Source organism: Frigoribacterium sp. Leaf172, from assembly GCF_001424285.1.
Lineage (GTDB): Bacteria > Actinomycetota > Actinomycetes > Actinomycetales > Microbacteriaceae > Frigoribacterium.
In genome coordinates this window covers 617,217-634,675 of record NZ_LMPB01000001.1, presented here as the reverse complement: position 1 = coordinate 634,675, position 17,459 = coordinate 617,217, and the positions used below count along the sequence as shown (strand labels likewise).

Annotated in this window: 17 protein-coding genes; 2 read left to right on the top strand and 15 right to left on the bottom strand. The window is 72.2% G+C overall.

Going from position 1 to position 17,459, the window contains the following annotated elements; genetic code table 11:
* Positions 1 to 346: 346 nt before the first annotated feature.
* The 3 genes from ASF89_RS03160 to groES form a co-directional block, all read right to left on the bottom strand.
* Positions 347 to 1,690: an ABC transporter substrate-binding protein gene (locus ASF89_RS03160; RefSeq protein WP_055800008.1), complete on the bottom strand. Its 1,344-nt coding sequence runs from the start codon at positions 1,688 to 1,690 to the stop codon at positions 347 to 349.
* 108 nt (positions 1,691 to 1,798) lie between these two features.
* Positions 1,799 to 2,728, bottom strand: coding sequence for an EamA family transporter RarD (gene rarD, locus ASF89_RS03155; RefSeq protein ID WP_055800004.1), 930 nt, complete (start codon positions 2,726 to 2,728; stop codon positions 1,799 to 1,801).
* Positions 2,729 to 3,016: 288 nt separating this feature from the next.
* A complete protein-coding gene (groES, locus tag ASF89_RS03150; protein ID WP_055800001.1) occupies positions 3,017 to 3,313 on the bottom strand; it encodes a co-chaperone GroES in 297 nt (98 codons plus the stop codon).
* Between the two features lie 197 nt (positions 3,314 to 3,510).
* Here groES and ASF89_RS03145 point away from each other — a divergent pair, with 197 nt between their 5' ends.
* Positions 3,511 to 4,698 (top strand): class I SAM-dependent methyltransferase, encoded by a 1,188-nt coding sequence (locus tag ASF89_RS03145; protein ID WP_055811985.1) that lies wholly within the window; start codon positions 3,511 to 3,513, stop codon positions 4,696 to 4,698.
* Between the two features lie 150 nt (positions 4,699 to 4,848).
* On the opposite strand, the gene ASF89_RS03140 is transcribed toward ASF89_RS03145, so the two are convergent.
* From ASF89_RS03140 to glmS, 10 genes are all read right to left on the bottom strand, one after another.
* Positions 4,849 to 5,823: a DUF4190 domain-containing protein gene (locus ASF89_RS03140; RefSeq protein ID WP_055811982.1), complete on the bottom strand. Its 975-nt coding sequence runs from the start codon at positions 5,821 to 5,823 to the stop codon at positions 4,849 to 4,851.
* Between the two features lie 129 nt (positions 5,824 to 5,952).
* Positions 5,953 to 6,354 carry a DUF4190 domain-containing protein gene (locus tag ASF89_RS03135; protein WP_055799990.1) on the bottom strand — a complete coding sequence of 134 codons (402 nt, stop codon included), beginning with the start codon at positions 6,352 to 6,354 and terminating at the stop codon, positions 5,953 to 5,955.
* Between the two features lie 140 nt (positions 6,355 to 6,494).
* Positions 6,495 to 7,583 carry a tRNA (adenosine(37)-N6)-threonylcarbamoyltransferase complex transferase subunit TsaD gene (gene tsaD, locus ASF89_RS03130; protein ID WP_055799989.1) on the bottom strand — a complete coding sequence of 363 codons (1,089 nt, stop codon included), beginning with the start codon at positions 7,581 to 7,583 and terminating at the stop codon, positions 6,495 to 6,497.
* Positions 7,580 to 8,113 (bottom strand): ribosomal protein S18-alanine N-acetyltransferase, encoded by a 534-nt coding sequence (rimI, locus tag ASF89_RS03125; RefSeq protein WP_055811978.1) that lies wholly within the window; start codon positions 8,111 to 8,113, stop codon positions 7,580 to 7,582. Before rimI ends, tsaD begins: the two co-directional genes overlap by 4 nt.
* A complete protein-coding gene (gene tsaB / locus ASF89_RS03120) occupies positions 8,110 to 8,790 on the bottom strand; it encodes a tRNA (adenosine(37)-N6)-threonylcarbamoyltransferase complex dimerization subunit type 1 TsaB (protein WP_055799983.1) in 681 nt (226 codons plus the stop codon). The genes rimI and tsaB overlap by 4 nt, the downstream gene beginning before the upstream one ends.
* 61 nt (positions 8,791 to 8,851) lie before the next feature.
* The gene (gene tsaE, locus ASF89_RS03115; protein ID WP_055811975.1) at positions 8,852 to 9,376 is read right to left on the bottom strand and encodes a tRNA (adenosine(37)-N6)-threonylcarbamoyltransferase complex ATPase subunit type 1 TsaE; all 525 of its coding nucleotides are present in this window, start codon (positions 9,374 to 9,376) and stop codon (positions 8,852 to 8,854) included.
* Positions 9,373 to 10,506, bottom strand: a complete 1,134-nt coding sequence (gene alr / locus ASF89_RS03110) for an alanine racemase (RefSeq protein WP_055799978.1) — start codon at positions 10,504 to 10,506, stop codon at positions 9,373 to 9,375. The genes tsaE and alr (ASF89_RS03110) overlap by 4 nt, the downstream gene beginning before the upstream one ends.
* Positions 10,503 to 11,591: an alanine racemase gene (alr, locus tag ASF89_RS03105; protein WP_055811971.1), complete on the bottom strand. Its 1,089-nt coding sequence runs from the start codon at positions 11,589 to 11,591 to the stop codon at positions 10,503 to 10,505. Before alr (ASF89_RS03105) ends, alr (ASF89_RS03110) begins: the two co-directional genes overlap by 4 nt.
* Positions 11,588 to 12,037 carry a holo-ACP synthase gene (locus tag ASF89_RS03100; RefSeq protein WP_082475309.1) on the bottom strand — a complete coding sequence of 150 codons (450 nt, stop codon included), beginning with the start codon at positions 12,035 to 12,037 and terminating at the stop codon, positions 11,588 to 11,590. The genes alr (ASF89_RS03105) and ASF89_RS03100 overlap by 4 nt, the downstream gene beginning before the upstream one ends.
* Positions 12,038 to 12,074: 37 nt before the next feature.
* Positions 12,075 to 13,937 (bottom strand): glutamine--fructose-6-phosphate transaminase (isomerizing), encoded by a 1,863-nt coding sequence (gene glmS, locus ASF89_RS03095; protein WP_055811968.1) that lies wholly within the window; start codon positions 13,935 to 13,937, stop codon positions 12,075 to 12,077.
* Between the two features lie 43 nt (positions 13,938 to 13,980).
* Between glmS and coaA the strand changes: the two genes are divergently transcribed.
* Entirely contained in the window at positions 13,981 to 14,934 is a 954-nt protein-coding gene (gene coaA, locus ASF89_RS03090) for a type I pantothenate kinase (RefSeq protein WP_055811965.1), read from the top strand.
* Between the two features lie 55 nt (positions 14,935 to 14,989).
* On the opposite strand, the gene ASF89_RS03085 is transcribed toward coaA, so the two are convergent.
* Positions 14,990 to 16,027 carry a YdcF family protein gene (locus ASF89_RS03085; RefSeq protein ID WP_055811962.1) on the bottom strand — a complete coding sequence of 346 codons (1,038 nt, stop codon included), beginning with the start codon at positions 16,025 to 16,027 and terminating at the stop codon, positions 14,990 to 14,992.
* Between the two features lie 70 nt (positions 16,028 to 16,097).
* Positions 16,098 to 17,459 (bottom strand): phosphoglucosamine mutase, encoded by a 1,362-nt coding sequence (gene glmM, locus ASF89_RS03080; protein WP_055799961.1) that lies wholly within the window; start codon positions 17,457 to 17,459, stop codon positions 16,098 to 16,100.

Below are 17,459 nucleotides of genomic sequence, written 5' to 3'. Positions count from 1 at the left end.
CGCCGCGAACGACACCGTCCGACCACTCGAGCAGACGCGGCGCATCCGATCCCGGACCCGGACCCGGACCCGCACCCTCCCGGGAGCCCCGGGTGGTCAGAAGATGCCCTTCCACACGCCGCGAAAGACACCTTCTGACCACTCGAGCATCCGGGGCAACGTCGAACCGGGCCGCGAAGGCATCTTCCGCCCCCTCGACCGCGCCGGACGGACGCGCTGGACGCGCTGACCGCACGCACCGCACGCGCCGCACGCGCCGCTTGCACCGCACGCACCACACGCACCGCACGCACGACGGAGGCCCCGGCGCACACGCGCCGGGGCCTCCGCTGGAGAAGGGACCGAGTTACTGGACCGAGCCCTCGACAGCCGTCTGGTAGACGATCTTGTTGTCGCCGTCGAACTTGTAGATGCCGATGAAGGCGCTCGACGGGTCGTTCTGGTCATCGAACGGTCCGATGCCCGAAGGGCCGGTGTAGTCGATGTCGTCGCCGGCCTCGATCGCCGTCTTGCAGTCGGCGAAGGTGGCGCACTCGGTGCCGCCGTCGGCGCCCGACACCGAGGCCATGTTGGCCTGGATGGTGCCGGAGTCGGTTCCGCCGCCCTTCACCGCGGCGAGCGCGGCGAGCATGGTGGCGTCGTAGGACTCCTGTGCGTACGAGTAGTCGGTGAGGGCCGAGCCCGCGCTCTCCTGGTAGAAGTCGTTGAAGCGCTTCTGCAGGTCGGTCGAGGGGAACGCACCGGGGATCGTGCCCTGAGCGCCCTCGAGGGTGCCCGGGTCGAAGTCCTCGCTGTAGTCGGCCGTGTTGCCGTCCGACATGTAGATGGAGGTCATGTCGGCGCCCTGGGCGACGAGCTCGGGGACGATCGACTTGGTCTCGTCGAACGCGAGGATGACGATCGCGTCGGGGTCGGTGGCCAGGGCCGCCGTCACCTCGGACGAGAAGGTCGTCTGACCGGGAGGGAACTCCTGGCCTTCGCCCGTGCCGCCGTAGACGACGGAGCCGCCCGAGGCCTCCACCGACTCCTGGACGGCGTCACGGAGACCGGTGCCGTAGGTGTCGTTGAAGACGAGGAACGCGACGTTGGCGCGACCGTCGTTGACGATCTGCGTGCCGAGGGCCGAGCCCTGGACGGAGTCCGGCGGCGCGGTGCGGAAGTAGTACGACGAGTAGCCGCTGAGCGCGGACGCCGTGTTGGCCGGCGAGATCTCGACGATGCACGCGGCGGTCAGCTGGTCGATGACGTTCAGCGTGACGCTGGACGACTCGGCGCCGATCGCGACCGGGACCTTCGCGTCGATGAGCTGCGTCGCTGCGGCGCTCGAGACGGTGAGGTCGTTGCTGTCACCGGAGTCGGTGCGGGGCTCGACGACGACGTCCTGGTCGAGCACGCCGCCGGCGGCGTTGATGTCCTCGACCGCGAGGCCGATGCCGGCCTCGGCGGGCGGTGCCAGGTAGGCGAGGGTTCCCGTGTTCGGCAGGATCGTGCCGATGCGGAGGGCGTCCTGTCCGGGGCTGCTGGGAGCCTCGCACGATGCTGCGGGGTCGGCCTTCTGCGACGCCGAGGCCGAGGGCGACGACGACGAGCCCTCCGACGGAGTCGACGACGTCGACGAACAGGCGGCCAGAAGGACGGAGGCGGCCCCTGCGAGCGCCAGAGCCTTCAGGCCTTTGGTGGATCGGATCATCCGTAGTCCCTTTCGTGAAGCGCGGAGAGCCGGACCGACACTAGGCAGACGGTCCTCGCGATTGAGTAGAAACTAGGGCTGGATTGTTTCTGGCGTGTGTTCTCGTCGTCACTGGACCGTTTCGTTAGCAATTCGTGACTTGCGCTCAATACCGCGGTTTCGGCGGTTCGCCCGCAGCGCGTCGACCGACAGGACGATCAACGCGACCCAGACGATGGCGAAGCCGATCCACCTCGTGACCGGCATCTCTTCGTGGAGCAGCACCACGCCGACCACGAGCTGCAGAACCGGCGCGAGGTACTGGGTCAGACCGATCGTGGCCAACGGGAGCCGACGTGCGGCCGACGCGAAGAACAGCAGCGGCACGGCGGTGACGACGCCCGAGCTGATCACGGTCAGCGTGTGGACGACCGAGACCGAGCCGAACACGACCCCGCCGCCGAGACCCGTGGCGGCCATGACGATCAGCGCCGCACCGGCCACCGGCGTCATGAGCATCGTCTCGAGGGTCAGCCCGCCGACGGCGTCGACCCGGCCGCCGACCTGCTTCTTGACGAGCCCGTACAGACCGAACGAGAACGCGAGCACGAGCGACACCCACGGGATGTCGCCGGTGCCCACCGCGATGACGAGCACGGCGACGCCGCTCAACGCGACGGCGGCCCACTGAGCGGGGCGGAGTCGCTCGCGCAGGACCACGACGGCCAGCAGGACCGTGACGATCGGGTTGATGAAGTACCCGAGGGCGGCCTCGACGACGTGGCCGGCGAGCGCCGCGGTGATGAAGACCGTCCAGTTGACGACGATGAAGACGCCGGCCAGACCCATCGTCGCGACGAGACGAGGCTGTCGCAGCAACCGGATGAACGACGGCAGGCCCCGGGTCACGGCCAGCAGCACCAGGCAGAAGACGAGCGAGAAGACGATGCGCCAGGCCACGATCTCGAAGGGCCCCGACGGCGACATCAGCAGGAAGAACACCGGCAGGACGCCCCAGAGCCCGTAGGCGCCGACGGCGAACGCCAGCCCCGAGCGCACGGCCGGGTCGGCTGCCGGACGGCCCGTGGGAGTCGGGTCGCCGCCGGGCGCCGGTTCGGCTGACGGAACGGAGGAGGCGGAGGAGGTGCGGGAACGACTGCTGGTCACGTCACGACTGTAAGCGGACCGGCCGACACCCCGACACGTCCACCTCTGCCACGGTGGAGTGCTCGTCTGCCGTTCTCGGGAGGCGCGGTGCGCGGAGGGGCCGAGCCGCGCCTCCTGGGGGTGAGACGACGAGAACCCCCGCCGAAGCGGGGGTTCTCGTGATGATGCTCTGTCGACCGACTAGCGGACGACGACGGCGAGGACGTCGCGAGCCGAGAGGACGAGGAAGTCCTCTCCGCCGTACTTGACCTCGGTTCCGCCGTACTTGCTGTAGATGACCTTGTCGCCGACGGCGACGTCGAGGGGCACACGGTTGCCGTTGTCGTCGATGCGACCCGGTCCGACCGCGACGACCTCGCCCTCCTGGGGCTTCTCCTTCGCGGTGTCGGGGATCACCAGGCCGGAGGCCGTGGTCTGCTCGGCTTCGACCTGCTGGATGACGATGCGATCTTCGAGCGGCTTGATGGAGACCGACACGGTTGACCTCTACTTTCTCGGAACTTCGAAAAACGTGGGTTGGCACTTGCCACGTGCGAGTGCCAGAAACAACTCTAGGGCGTCACTGGCACTCGGTCAATCCGAGTGCCAGTCGAACCGGACCGCTGCCCCGGGGCAGCGCGGATCCGCCCGAGCGGCGGGAGTCGCCCCCTCGCGGATGCACGAGACTGGACGACATGGATGCCTCGGAGCTGCTCGAAGTCCTCTCTCCCGAGGGGCTCCGGCTGCTCGACTCTCTGCCCGCGTGGAAGGCCTCCGACGACGTCGTCTCGTCGGTCGCCGCCCTGCGCAAGAAGGGCCACCCGCCCGAGCGGGTGTCCGCCGTGCTGACGCAAGCGCGCCTCCGAGCCCGGGCCGAGGGCAAGTTCGGCGAGTTCGCCAGCCGCATGCTCTTCACCGAGGCGGGCCTCGAGCAGGCCACGCGGCTCGGAGTCGCCGCCCGTCACGCCGACCGCTTCCGTTCCGCCGGGCTCCGCAGCGTCGCCGACCTCGGCTGCGGCATCGGCGGCGACGCCCTCGCCTTCGCCGCGCTCGAGCTCGACGTGCTCGCCGTCGACCGCGACGAGGTCACCGCCGCCGTCGCGTCGTACAACCTCTCGCCGTGGCCGGCGTCGAGGGTGCGCCAGGGGGACGCCGAGACGACCGATCTGAGCGACGTCGACGGGGTCTACCTCGATCCGGCTCGGCGGACCGGCGGGCACAGCGCGACGAAGCGGATCGCCGACCCCGCCGACTGGTCGCCGTCGCTCGACGTCGCGTTCGGCTTCGCCGAGCGGCTGCCCACCGGGGTCAAGCTCGGCCCCGGCATCGACCGCGACCTCCTCCCGACCGACGCCGAGTGCCAGTGGATCTCGGTCGATCGCGACGTGGTCGAGGCGGGCGTCTGGTTCGGGCCGCTCGCACGGACCGGAGTGGGCCGATCGGCGCTCGTGATCAGCGCCTCCGGGGCGGCGGAGCTGACCGCGCCCGCCGACTCGGACGACGTCGACGTCGACGACATCGGCGAGTGGATCCACGAACCCGACGGCGCCGTCATCCGCGCCCGGCTGATCGGGGACCTCGCACGGTCGATCGATGCACGCATGATCAGCCGCGACATCGCCTGGCTGAGCACCGACCACCGGGTCGAGACCCCGTTCGCGCAGCAGTTCCGGGTGCTCGAGACGTTCCCCCTCGACGAGCGGACCCTGAAGCGCGAGCTGCGGTCGCGGGGCATCGGCCGCCTCGAGATCAAGAAGCGCGGGGTCGACGTCGACCCCGCGACGTTCCGCAAGCGCCTGTCGCTGCAGGGGACGAACTCAGCGACGCTGGTGCTGACCCGCGTCGCGGGGCGCCACACGGCCCTGCTCTGCGAACGCGCCTGAGCCCGACACGCGGGTCGACCCGCGGGTCGACGCACGGGTGACGGAGCCGGGTCGGAACGGGCTCCGCGCCGTCCGCGACGCGGTGCACCCGGACCGACGACGACGGCCGCCGCACCCATGAGGTGCGGCGGCCGTCGGGTGTCGGGGCGATCAGGACCCGCTGTAGTACCCGCCGGTCGGCGGCATGTTGCCGATCCACTGGAAGAAGACGACCCACAGTCCGATGATCAGCAGAGAGATGCCGATCCCCGCGTAGCCCGTGATGAGACCGGTGAGCCAGAAGCCGCGGGCGTGACGCTCGCGCTTCTGACCGAGGTGACCGAGGACGACGCCGGCGATCGAGAAGACGATGCCCGTGCCGAACAGGATGAGCGACACCAGCACCCCGAGGATCGACGCCGACATCGACAGGATGCTCAGCAGACTCGTCGGCCGACCAGCGCCCTGCTGGTACGAGCCGTACTGGGCGCCGTAGGGCTGCGGGGCGCCGTACTGCGGCTGAGCGCCGTACGGCTGCTGCGGCCGGGGGGCTCCGGTGGGCTGCTGAGGCGCGCCGTAGGGCTGCTGTGGTCCGCCGTAGGGCTGCTGCCGACCTGCGGCGTGAGGGGCGCCGTACTGACCCTGCTGGCCGGGCCGCCCCTGCTGACCGTACGGGCCGGGCTGACCGTAGGCACCGGGCTGACCCTGCTCTCCATACGGGCCAGGCTGACCCTGCTGACCGTACCCACCAGGCTGACCCTGCTGGCCGGTGGGTCCGGGCTGACCGTACGCGCCGGGCTGACCCTGCTGACCGTACGCACCAGGCTGACCCTGCTGACCGTAGGGCGCCGAACCGGGAGGCCCCTGCGGCGCCGGTGCCGAGCCGCCCGGGGCGGGATGCTGCCCCGGCGCCACGAACGGGTCGCCGGTCGGCCGTGAGCCCGCAGGAGGCGCGGGCTGGGTGGCAGCGCCGGGGAACGCGGTCGGCGGCAGCGGCGGCGACCCCGCCGAGGCCTCGTCGCGAGCGGACCCGTCAGGCCCGGTCGACCTCGGAGCCGAGGACGGCGCGGACGCGGAGGCGTCGGCGGAGGCGTCGGCCGGCGGCCCCTGGCCGGCCGGGTCGGATGTCGTGTCGTCGGTGGCCATGAGGACCCTTTCGAGTGCAGAGCGGCGGTCGTGGTGCGGGCGCGGAGGCCCGGAGCACGACGGGGCCCGCGCCGGTGAGCGCGGACCCCGTCATGGTATCGACGTCGTCGATGAGGACACCCGGAGAGATCAGAACCCGTCGGTGCCGTAGCTCTGGTCGTACGCGAAGCCGCCCGCCGCGATGGCGGCGATGAAGAAGACGACGAGGGCGATGGCGCCGAGGAGGCCGAGGTAGCCGAGCACCAGGCCGATGATCGCCATGACCTTGCCCTGCTCGCCGGTGCGCTTGATCTGGCGCAGCGAGATGTGGCCCGTGACGATCGCGACGATGCTGAAGATGAACGAGCTGAGGATGCTCGAGACCAGCGACACGATGGCCAGCACGTTGGTCTTCGGGTTCTGCTGCCCGTAGCCGCCCTGACCCTGACCCTGGTTCTGGTACGGGTTCTGCTGGTACGGCTGCTGCGGGTAGGCGGCGGGGGCGCCCTGCGGGTTCTGCGGGCCCTGGCGGGCCGGGTCGTGGTCGGTCATGCCGAGGTCTCCTTCTGTCTGAGTGGCCCCGAGCCTACGCGGAACCGACCCGCGTCCGCCCCGAGCCCGCCCCACCCGTGGAGAATGCGCGCTCCCGTGGAGGACCGGTCCGTCCGTCGCCGCAGGGCGCCGCCCGGCGCTCAGGCCACGAAGACCGAGGTCACGGGCAGGGTCGAGTCCGCTCCGAAGTCGAGGGGCGACGGAGCATGCCCGCGGGCGACCAGCTGTGCGCCGAGCGCGGCGATCATGGCGCCGTTGTCGGTGCAGAGCGACAGGGGCGGCACGCGCAGCTCGACGCCGGCCGCGGCGCAGCGCTCGTGGGCGAGTTCGCGGACGCGCGCGTTGGCGACCACTCCCCCGCCGAGCAGCAGGCGCGGCACGCCGAGGTCGGCGCAGGCCGCGAGCGCCTTGGTGATCAGCACGTCGGCGACGGCCTCGCGGAACGACGCGGCGACGTCGGCGACCGGCACCGCGCCTCCTTCGTCGCGACGACGCTCGACCCAGCGCGCCACCGCGGTCTTCAGGCCCGAGAACGAGAAGTCGTAACGGTGCTTGACGAGGTCCTTCGGCAGGGTGAGCCCGCGGGGGAACCGGATCGCGGCGGGGTCGCCGTCGACGGCGACGCGGTCGATCTGGGGCCCGCCGGGGTAGGGCAGCCCCAGGAGGCGCGCCACCTTGTCGAAGGCCTCTCCGGCCGCATCGTCGATGGTCTCGCCGAGCAGCTCGACGTCGTCGACGAGGTCGCGGACGTGCAGCAGCGACGTGTGCCCGCCCGACACCAGCAGGGCGATGGTCGGCAGCTCGATCTCGCTGTCGTCGTCGCGGAGCACGTCGGCGCCGACGTGCCCGACCAGATGGTTGACGGCGTAGAGCGGGGTGCCGGTCGCGAGGGCGAGGGCCTTGGCCGCTCCGACGCCGACCATGAGGGCGCCGGCGAGCCCCGGCCCGCTCGTCACGGCGATCGCGTCGAGCTCGTCGAGGGTGACGCCGGCCTCGGCGAGCGCCGCCTCGAGGGCCGGCTGCATCGCGTCGAGGTGCGCCCGCGCGGCGACCTCGGGCACGACGCCGCCGTACCGCGCGTGCTCGTCCATCGACGACGAGATGACGTTGGCGAGCAGCGTCGTGCCGCGGACGATGCCGACGCCGGTCTCGTCGCAGCTCGTCTCGATGCCGAGCACGAGAGGCTCCGACGGGGCGGTGGAGGCCGAGGAGGCGCGGGTCGGGGTCACGAGGAGTGTCCTGTCTGCGAGGCGGCGTCCGACGTGCCGACCGCGCCGGTCGACGCGGGGGTGAGGGCGAGCCGCATCACGACGGCGTCGACCCCGTCGGGCATGTAGTAGCGCGGGCGCACGGCGATGGGCTCGAAGCCGAGGGACTCGTAGAGGTGCTGGGCGCCGGGGTTGTCGGCGCGGACCTCGAGGAACATCTCGCGGACCCGACGGCGGCGCGCCTCGTCGATCATCTCGGTCATGAGGGCGCGGCCGAGTCCACGGCGGCGAGCCCGGGGGGCCACCGCGATGGTCTGCACGTCGGCGTCCGGGGCGCCGGGCAGCACCAGCAGACCGCAGTAACCGGCCAGAGAGGTCTCGCCCGCCCCGTCGACCCCGTCGTCCTCGGCCACGAGGTACCAGCCGTCGGGCGATGCCAGCTCGTGCGCCATGCCCTCTCGGGACCACGCATCGGTCGTGAAGACGCTGGTCTCGAGTGCCATGACGCGGTCGAGGTCGCCGAGGGAGGCGCGGCGGAGGATCGCGCTCATCGCCCGACCGGCTTCGGACCGGCCGAGACCGTGACGTCGGGTTCGCGGAGGTAGAGGGGCGCCGGCCCGGCGAACTCCCGGCCGTGCTCGAAGAGCCGCTCGGCGAGCATCCCGAGCGCGGCGGCCGACACCGCGGTGTCGTCGGGGTCGGTGCGCGGCCAGGCGGCGGCCTCGCCGAGGACGCCGTCGAGCTCGGCCGGGCGGGCCAGCGTCGGGCCGTCGAGGGGCACCGGCAGCCCGTCGGCGTCGAGCCCGCGGTAGGCCGTCCACGCGACCTCGCGACGACGCGCGTCGGTCACCACGACGAGCGGCGCGTCGAGTCGCCCGCTCGGCGTGGCCACCGAGCCGCTGCCGCCCGCGCCCGTCGAGAGGCGCTCGAAGGCGACCGCGTCGTGGCTGGCGACCGCGAGGCACGGGCGCCCGATGCCGAAGGCGAAGGCGCGCGCGGCGACGATGCCGACGCGCAGCCCCGTGTACGGCCCCGGCCCCACGCCGGCGACGACGGCGCTGAGGTCGGTCGGCACGACGCCGGCCCCGGCGAGGGCCGACTCGATGAGGGTGCCGACCACCTCGGCATGACGCCGGGTGTCCGTCTCGGTCCGCTCGGCGAGCACGCCGCGGTCGCGGTCGACGACGGCGACGGTCGTCCCCGCGGAGGTGTCGATGGCCAGGATCACCTGTCAATCGTAGGCGACGCGTCCGACACGACCCGCGCCTCCTCGGCTCGCGCCCCGGCGTCTAGAGGTGGGCCCAGCGGGGCCCGTGCATGGTGATCGTCACGTGGCGCGGTTCGTCGACCGTGGCGTCGGGGTCGGCATCGGAGTCGGGGTCGCTCGCGGGGTCGGCGGCGGCCGCTCCCGCGCCGGTCGGTCGCTCGATCACGACGTCGAGCCACGACTCGGAGACGCCGTCGAGCAGCCCCGCTCCCCACTCGACCACGACGACCGATCCCTCGTAGTCGAGGTCGAGGTCGTCGAGCTCGGCCGCGCCCCCCAGCCGGTAGGCGTCGACGTGGACGAGGGGCGCGCCCGTCGCGCTCGGGTGGGTCCGCGCGAGCACGAAGGTCGGACTCGCGACCTGCCCGCGCACCTGCAGACCCTCGCCGATGCCGCGGGTGAGCGTCGTCTTGCCGGCACCCAGCGGACCGGTCAGGACGACGAGGTCGCCCGCCCGCAGCAGGCCGCCGAGACGGCGGCCCAGGGCCTCCATCGTCTCGGCGTCGGCCACCGGACCGTCGAAGAGCGGGAGGGCGTCGTCGGTCATGCCCGGCGGCCCAGGTACACGCGCGGCACGCGCGCGCCGATGCGGCACGAGACCTCCTCGGGGATCGTGCCCGTGGCCTCGGCCCATTCGCCGATGGTGAGCTCGCCGCCGTCGCCCGACCCGAAGAGCAGGACCTCGTCGCCGACCTCGATCGGGTCGTCGCCGACGTCGATCAGGAACTGGTCCATCGCCACGCGCCCGACGATCGGGTACCGGCGACCCCGCACCGTCACCTCCACCCCGTGCTGGGCCCGCCTGCTGACGCCGTCGGCGTAGCCGATCGGCACGAGCGCGAGCGTCGTGTCGCGCTCGGCCCGGTACGTGTAGTCGTACGAGACGCCCGTGCCGGCGGGGACCCGCTTCACGCGCACGACGCAGGCGCTCAGGGTCAGCACGGGCCGCAGACCCCGGTCGCTCGCGGTGACGCCCTCCGTCACGGGGATGCCGTAGCCGTTCGACCCCATGCGCACCATGTCGAAGCGCCTCTCGGGGTGCTCCATGCCCGCCGAGCTCGACGACATGTGCCGCTTCTCGAACGTCGCGCCGAGCGCCTCGGCGTCGGCGAGCGCCTTGCGGAACACGACCGACGCCGCGTGGTCGTCTGCCTCGCTGGTCTCGGAGACGTGCGAGAAGGCCCCGCGGAGGCGCACCACGCCCTCGTCGCGGAGGGCCACCGCCCGGGAGACGAACTCGGCCCAGTCGGCGGGGAGGCAGCCCTCGCGGTGCAGGCCGGTGTCGATGGTCAGATGCACCAGCGCCTCGGAGCCGGCCCGGCGGGCCGCGTCCGCGAAGGCCTCGAGCTGCTCGAGCGTCGACACGCCGAGGTCGACCCGGTGCTCGACGGCCCCCGCGTAGTCGTCGTCGGGTCCGAGCTGCCAGGCGAAGAAGGACGCCTCGAGCGCCACGCCGGCTCGTCGCAGTCGCAGCGCCGGGGCGAGCTCGACCGTGCCGAACCAGCGGACGCCGGCGGCGACGGCCTCGGGGACCATGACGTCGATGCCGTTCGAGTACGCATCGGCCTTGACGATGGCGAGCACCTCGACCGGCGCGAGACGCTCGACCAGCGACGAGAGGTTGGCGCGGTAGGCCGCGAGGTCGACGGTCGCCCGTCGCAGATAGCCGGCGCTCACAGGTACCTCCGGGTCAGGGCGCCCGACAGGCAGGCGACGGTCTCGTAGGTGATCCCCCCGGAGGCGGTGGCCCAGTCCTCGGCGCTCTGGTGCCCGGACGCGGGGTCGCCGAAGAGCACGACGTCGTCGCCCACCTCGACGGGATCGTCGCCCACGTCGATGACGAAGGCGTTCATCGCGATGCGCCCCCGGACCCGGTAGGTGCGACGGCCGATGGTCACGGAGGCCCGGTCGCTCGCGGCGCGGTCCACGCCGTCGGCGTAGCCGACCGGGACCACGGCGATCGTGGTGTCGCGCTCGGGGCGGAACAGGTAGCCGTACGAGACGCCCTCGCCGGCGGGCACCCGCTTGATGGTGGTGACGGGCGCGGAGAGCGTCAGCGCCGGGCGCAGCCCCCACTCGGCGGCCGTGCGCCCGCCGAAGGGGCTGATGCCGTAGGCGGCCAGGCCGAACCGGACGAGTCCGAAGCGGGTGCCCGAGTAGCTGAGACCGGCCGCCGAGGCGGCGAGGTGCGACAGCTCGGGGTCGATGCCGAGGTCGCCGAGCAGACCGCGTGCGCGGACGAACGCGGCGGCCTGCTTGCCGTCCTCTTCGGGTGAGGCGTTCGAGAGGTGGCTCATCAGCCCTTCGACGGGCAGGCGGTCGGCGAGCTCCGCCGCGCGGCCGAAGAGCGCGGGCCACTCGGCCTCGACGGCGCCGTTGCGGCTCAACCCCGTGTCGACGCAGAGGTGCACGGCACGCACCCCGGCCGCGGCCGCCGCCTCGAGCTGGGCCACGTCGGACACGGCGGGGGTGATGTCGTGGGCCGCCGCGGCCTCGAAGGACTCGCCCGGCGCGTGCAGCCAGGCGAGGATCGGAGCCGTGAGGCCCCCGCGACGGAGCGCGAGCGCCTCGTCGAGGTCGGCGACACCCAGCCAGTCGGCCCCGGCCTCGACGAACGCCTTCGCCGACTCGACCGCGCCGTGCCCGTAGGCGTCGGCCTTGACGACGACCATGACGGCGCGCGGGGCGACGGCGGCGCGCAGCACGCCCACGTTGTGGCGGAGGGCCGCGGTGTCGACGGTGATGATGGCGTCTTGCGTCACGCGGGGATCGTCTCCTCGGGTTCGTCTCGGATGGTCGCCGACGGAGGTCGGTCGGTGGTGCCGCCAGCGGGCCGGTCGGCCTGCTCGGCGATGACGTAGGCGACGGCCACCCCGCCGTCGTGGCTGAGAGAGAGGTGCAGGTGCGCGACGCCGCGGCTGTCGGCCAGGGCCGCCGCCCCGCCCCGGAGCGCCAACGACGGGGCGCCCTGGTCGTCGGACACGACGACGATGTCGTGCCACGAGACCCCCGTCGACCCGCCCAGGGCCTTGATCAGCGCCTCCTTGGCGGCGAACCGTGCGGCGAGCGACGAGGCCGACCGGGGCGAGCCGTCGCGCAGTCGCGTCTCGTCGTCGCCGAACAGACGCCCCCGCAGAGCCGGGGTCCGGGTGAGGGATCGCTCGAAGCGCGCGAGGTCGACCACGTCGACCCCGATGCCGGCGATCACGCTGTCGCTCGGTGTGTCATCGGTGCCCGGATCGCATCTACTCGACGGTCACGGACTTCGCGAGGTTGCGGGGCTGATCGACGTCGAGCCCCTTGGCCGCGGCGAGCTCCATCCCGAAGATGTGCAACGGCACGACGGCCAGGAGCGACTCGAACAGCGGGGCCGCGAGCGGGATGTGCAGCACCTCGTCGGCGAACGGCAGCACGGCCGCGTCGCCCTCCTCGGCGATCGCGATGACCCGGGCGCCTCGGGCGCGGATCTCCTGGATGTTCGAGACGACCTTGGGGTGCAGGCTGCGGGGGTCGCGAGGGCTCGGCACGATGACGAAGACGATCTGACCCGGCTCGATCAGCGCGATGGGACCGTGCTTGAGCTCGCCGGCGGCGAAGCCCTCGGCGTGGATGTACGCGAGCTCCTTCAGCTTGAGCGCGCCCTCGAGGGCGATCGGGTACCCGACGTGACGGCCGAGGAACAGCACCGAGCGCGTGTCGGCCATCCAGCCGGCGAGGGTCCGGATGCGGTCCGAGCTCTCGAGCACGCGGATGATCTTCTCGGGGATGGCCTGCAGGTCGGTGACCTGCTCGGCGATCTGCTCGGCGGTCAGGGTGCCGCGCAGCGTGGCGAGGTGCAGACCGAGGAGGAACAGCGCGGTGCCCTGCGCCACGAACGCCTTGGTCGACGCGACCGCGACCTCGGGGCCGGCGTGCGTGTAGATGACGGCGTCGGACTCGCGAGGGATGGTCGACCCCTGCGTGTTGCAGATCGACAGCACCTGCGCACCCTGCTCGCGGGCGTACTTGACGGCCATCAGGGTGTCCATCGTCTCGCCGGACTGGCTGATCGAGACGACCAGCGTGCGGGCGTCGAGCACGGGGTCGCGGTACCGGAACTCGTGGGCGAGCTCGACCTCGACCGGGATGCGCGCCCACTGCTCGATGGCGTACTTGCCGAGGATGCCGGCGTAGGCGGCCGTGCCGCAGGCGATCACGATGACGCGGTCGACGGTGAGCAGCTGCTCGCGCACGCCGTCGAGGTCGGTGAGGGTGACTGCGCCGTCGACGGCGCGGCCGAGCAGCGTGTTGGCGACGGCTTCGGGCTCCTCGCTGATCTCCTTCGCCATGAAGCTCGACCAGCCGCCCTTGTCGGCGGCCGACGCGTCCCAGTCGACCTCGAACTCGGTGGTCTCGACGGGGCGGCCCTCGAAGTCGACGACCTCGACCGAGTCGGGGCGGATCGACACGAGCTGGTCCTGCCCGATCGACATCGCGCGACGGGTGTGCGCGATGAAGGCGGCCACGTCGCTGCCCATGAAGTTCTCGCCGTCGCCGAGACCGACGACGAGCGGCGAGTTGCGACGGGCGCCGACCACGAGGCCGGGCTGGTCGGCGTGCACGACGAGCAGCGTGAAGGCGCCGTGCAGGGTGTTGACGACCGTGCGGAGGGCCTCGGCCAGGTCGCCGCCACCGGCACGATAGGCCCGCGCGACCAGGTGCGCAGCCACCTCGGAGTCGGTCTCGCTCTGGAACTCGACGCCCTCGGAGACGAGCTCGGCCTTCAGCTCGGAGAAGTTCTCGATGATGCCGTTGTGGATCAGCGCCAGCCGACCGTCGTCGGCGAGGTGGGGGTGGGCGTTCGAGTCGGTCGGGCCGCCGTGCGTCGCCCAGCGCGTGTGGCCGATCCCCGTCCGGCCGTCGACCAGCGGGGTGGCCTCGAGGTCGTCGATCAGCATCTTCAGCTTGCCGGCCTTCTTGCGGCTGTCGAGACGACCGTCGGCGTCGATCACGGCGACGCCCGCCGAGTCGTAGCCGCGGTATTCGAGGCGCTTGAGACCGCCCAGCAGCACCTCCACGCTCCGTTCGCCCAGACCGACTTCTCCGACGTAACCCACGATTCCGCACATGGGGACGATCCTACGGCTTCGGCCAGCGGGTAGCCTCGACCCCATGGCCGACGCGACCCCGACGACGCACGCGACCGCGCACGCCTCCCCGTTCGTCGAGATCGACCGTGCCGCGTGGGCCGATCTGGCCCCGGCCACGCGCCTCCCTCTCACCGAGACCGAGATCGTCCAGCTCCGCGGGCTCGGCGACCGGCTCGACATGAGCGAGGTCCAGGACGTCTACGTCCCGCTCAGCCGCCTGCTGAACCTGTACGCCGCCGGGGCGCGCAATCTGCACCGGGCGACCAGCGACTTCCTCGGCGAACGCGCGCAGCGGACGCCGTTCGTGATCGGCGTCGCCGGGTCCGTCGCGGTCGGCAAGTCCACCGTCGCACGCCTCCTGAGAGAGCTGCTGTCGCGGTGGGACGACACCCCGCGCGTCGAGCTCGTCACGACGGACGGCTTCCTCTACCCCAACGCCGAGCTCGAGCGCCGCGGGATCATGCACCGCAAGGGGTTCCCCGAGTCGTACGACCGGCGTCACCTGCTGCGCTTCGTCTCGCAGGTCAAGAGCGGCGCCGAGGAGGTGCGCGCACCCTTCTACTCGCACACGAGCTACGACATCATGCCGAGCGCCGAGGTCGTCGTCCGTCGACCCGACATCCTGATCGTCGAGGGCCTGAACGTCCTGCAGCCGCCCCTCGGCGGTCGCCTCGCGCTCAGCGACCTCTTCGACTTCACCGTCTACGTCGACGCCCGCACGGGCGACATCGAGAACTGGTTCGTCGAGAGGTTCCTCGCCCTGCAGAAGAGCGCGTTCACGCAGGAGCGCTCGTACTTCCACCGCTTCGCCGACATGGACGAGGGCGAGGCGCGGCGCTTCGCGTCGGGCATCTGGCGCGAGGTCAACGAGCCCAACCTGCTCGAGAACGTGCTGCCCACGAGGTCCCGCGCGACGCTGGTGCTCCGGAAGTCCGCCGATCACAAGGTCGACTCGGTCCTGCTGCGCAAGATCTGACCGGACCGCCCCGTCCGTCGCCCTGCCGCCAGGGGCCGAGGAGGCGCGGGTCGGGTCAGATCGGCAGCAGCGACCAGACGACGGCGAGCCCGACGAGCCCCGCCAGCATCAGCACCGCCGCGGCGTTCAGCCGCCGATGCTCGACCATGATCGCGATGTACTCGCGGAGGAACGCGCTCGGCACGTAGTAGGCGGCCGTCGGCGACCCGACGACCTGGGCGTCGCTCCCGATCGAGCGGGCCAGCAGGGCGGCGCGCAGCACGTGGTAATCGTTCGTCACGACGAGGGTGCTGCCGTCGCGGCCGGCGGCGCGCTGCACCTCGCGCGAGAGGAGCAGGTTCTCGCGAGTGCTCGTCGAGGCGGTCTCCGGCCGGACGTCGGCGGGGTCGGCTCCCTGCGCGAGGAGGTACTCGGCCATCGCGTCGCCCTCCGCGCGCGGCTCGTCGGAGCCCTGGCCGCCCGACGGCACCAGCAGCGGCCTCGCGACCGTGCCGGGCACGGAGCGGTAGACCGAGAGCGCCTTGTCGAGACGGCTGCGCAGCAGCGGCGGCACCTCGCCGCGGATTAGGCCGGAGCCGAGCACGACCACCGTCGCGGGAGTGCGCGTGTGCCGGTAGCGGCTGTAGACCAGCGAATAGAGCCCGAACGCGGCGAAGGTCGCGGCCGCGTACCCCGCGACGAAGACCAGGAGGACGCCCAGGGCGACGAGCACGACCCCGACCGGTCCCGGCAGCTCGACGACGTCGGGCCCGAAGACCAGCACGGCCGCGGCGACCGGCACGAGCAGGATGGCGACGCCCGCCAGCAGCGAGAGCAGGTTGCCGAGGCTGCGCCCCTCGGAACGCAGCATGGTGACTCCGTTGCCGAGCAGGAACAACGCGAGCACCACCACGAGCAGTCCGACGAAAACGACGCCGAGCAGGACGGCGCTCTGCTGTGCGGGCCCGGTCGCGGCGACCTCGAGGACACCGGCCACGAGCAGGCAGCCGAGGGCTGCGACGAGGAACACGCCGTTGCGGAGACGGCGAGCGTCACGGACGCGGCTGACGACGTAGAGCACGGCGAAGACCACGGCGGGCAGCAGGAGGAGCATGCACCCATGGTGCCCGACGCCGGCACGGGTGCGGGGACACGGGGCCTGAGGCAGGCGCGGGTCGGACCCGCTAGAGCGCGAGCCGCTCGCGGACGACGTCGGCCAGAGCGTGGGCGACGCGATCCGCGGTCGCCTGGTCGGCCGCCTCGACCATGACCCGGATGACGGGCTCGGTGCCCGACGGACGGAGGAGGACCCGCCCCGTGTCTCCGAGCTCGTCGCTGAAAGCGGCGACGGCCTCGGCGACGCCCTCGTCGTCGGCGAGACGATCGCGATCGACGCCCGTGACGTTGATGAGGATCTGCGGGAACACCGTCATGACCGAGGCGAGCTCGGCGAGGCTCTTGCCCGTCGCCGCCATGCGAGCCACCAGCGACAGGCCGGTGAGGATCCCGTCGCCCGTCGTCGCGTAGTCGCTGAAGACGATGTGACCGGACTGCTCGCCGCCGAGCGTGAAGCCGTGCTCGTTCATGTCCTCGAGGACGTACCGGTCGCCGACGCGGGTCTGGCGGACGGTGATGCCGTTCTCGGCCATGGCCCGGGTGAGACCGAGGTTGCTCATGACCGTGGCCACGAGGGTGTCGGAGGCGAGGGCGCCGCGCTCCTTCTGAGCGACGGCGAGGATGGCCATGATCTGGTCGCCGTCGACCACGGCGCCGGTGGCGTCGACGGCCAGGCAGCGGTCGGCGTCGCCGTCGTGCGCGATCCCGACGTCGGCGCCGTGCTCGAGGACGGCGCGGGCGAGGTTGTCGAGGTGCGTCGAACCGACGCCGTCGTTGATGTTCACGCCGTCGGGGTCGGCGCCGATCAGCGTGATCTTCGCACCGGCGTCGGTGAACACCTCGGGCGAGACGGCGGCCGCGGCGCCATGGGCGCAGTCGAGGACGACGTGGATGCCGTCGAGGCGGTTGGGCAGCGCACCGAGGAGGTGCAGCACGTAGCGGTCCTCGGCGTCGGCGAAACGCCGGATCCGACCGACGTCGGCGCCGATGGGCATCAGCTGGGGCTCGCTCATCGCGGCCTGGATGCGGTCCTCGACCTCGTCGGGCAGCTTCGTGCCGCCGAACGCGAAGAACTTGATGCCGTTGTCGGGCGCCGGGTTGTGCGAGGCGCTGATCATCACGCCGAAGTCGGCGCCGATGTCGTCGACGAGGAACGCCGCCGCGGGGGTCGGGATGACCCCGGCGTCGAGCACATCGACACCGGAGCTGGCCAGACCCGCGCTGACGGCGGCGGTCAGGAACTCCCCCGAGATGCGGGGGTCGCGTGCCACGACGGCGACGGGTCGCCGCCCTTCGGCGCGTCGGGCATCGGCGTGATGCCCCTTCGTGAGCACCACCGCGCTCGCCTGGGCGAGGCCCAGGGCGAGCGCGGCGGTCAGCTCACGGTTGGCGAGGCCCCGAACACCGTCGGTACCGAAGAGACGCGACAT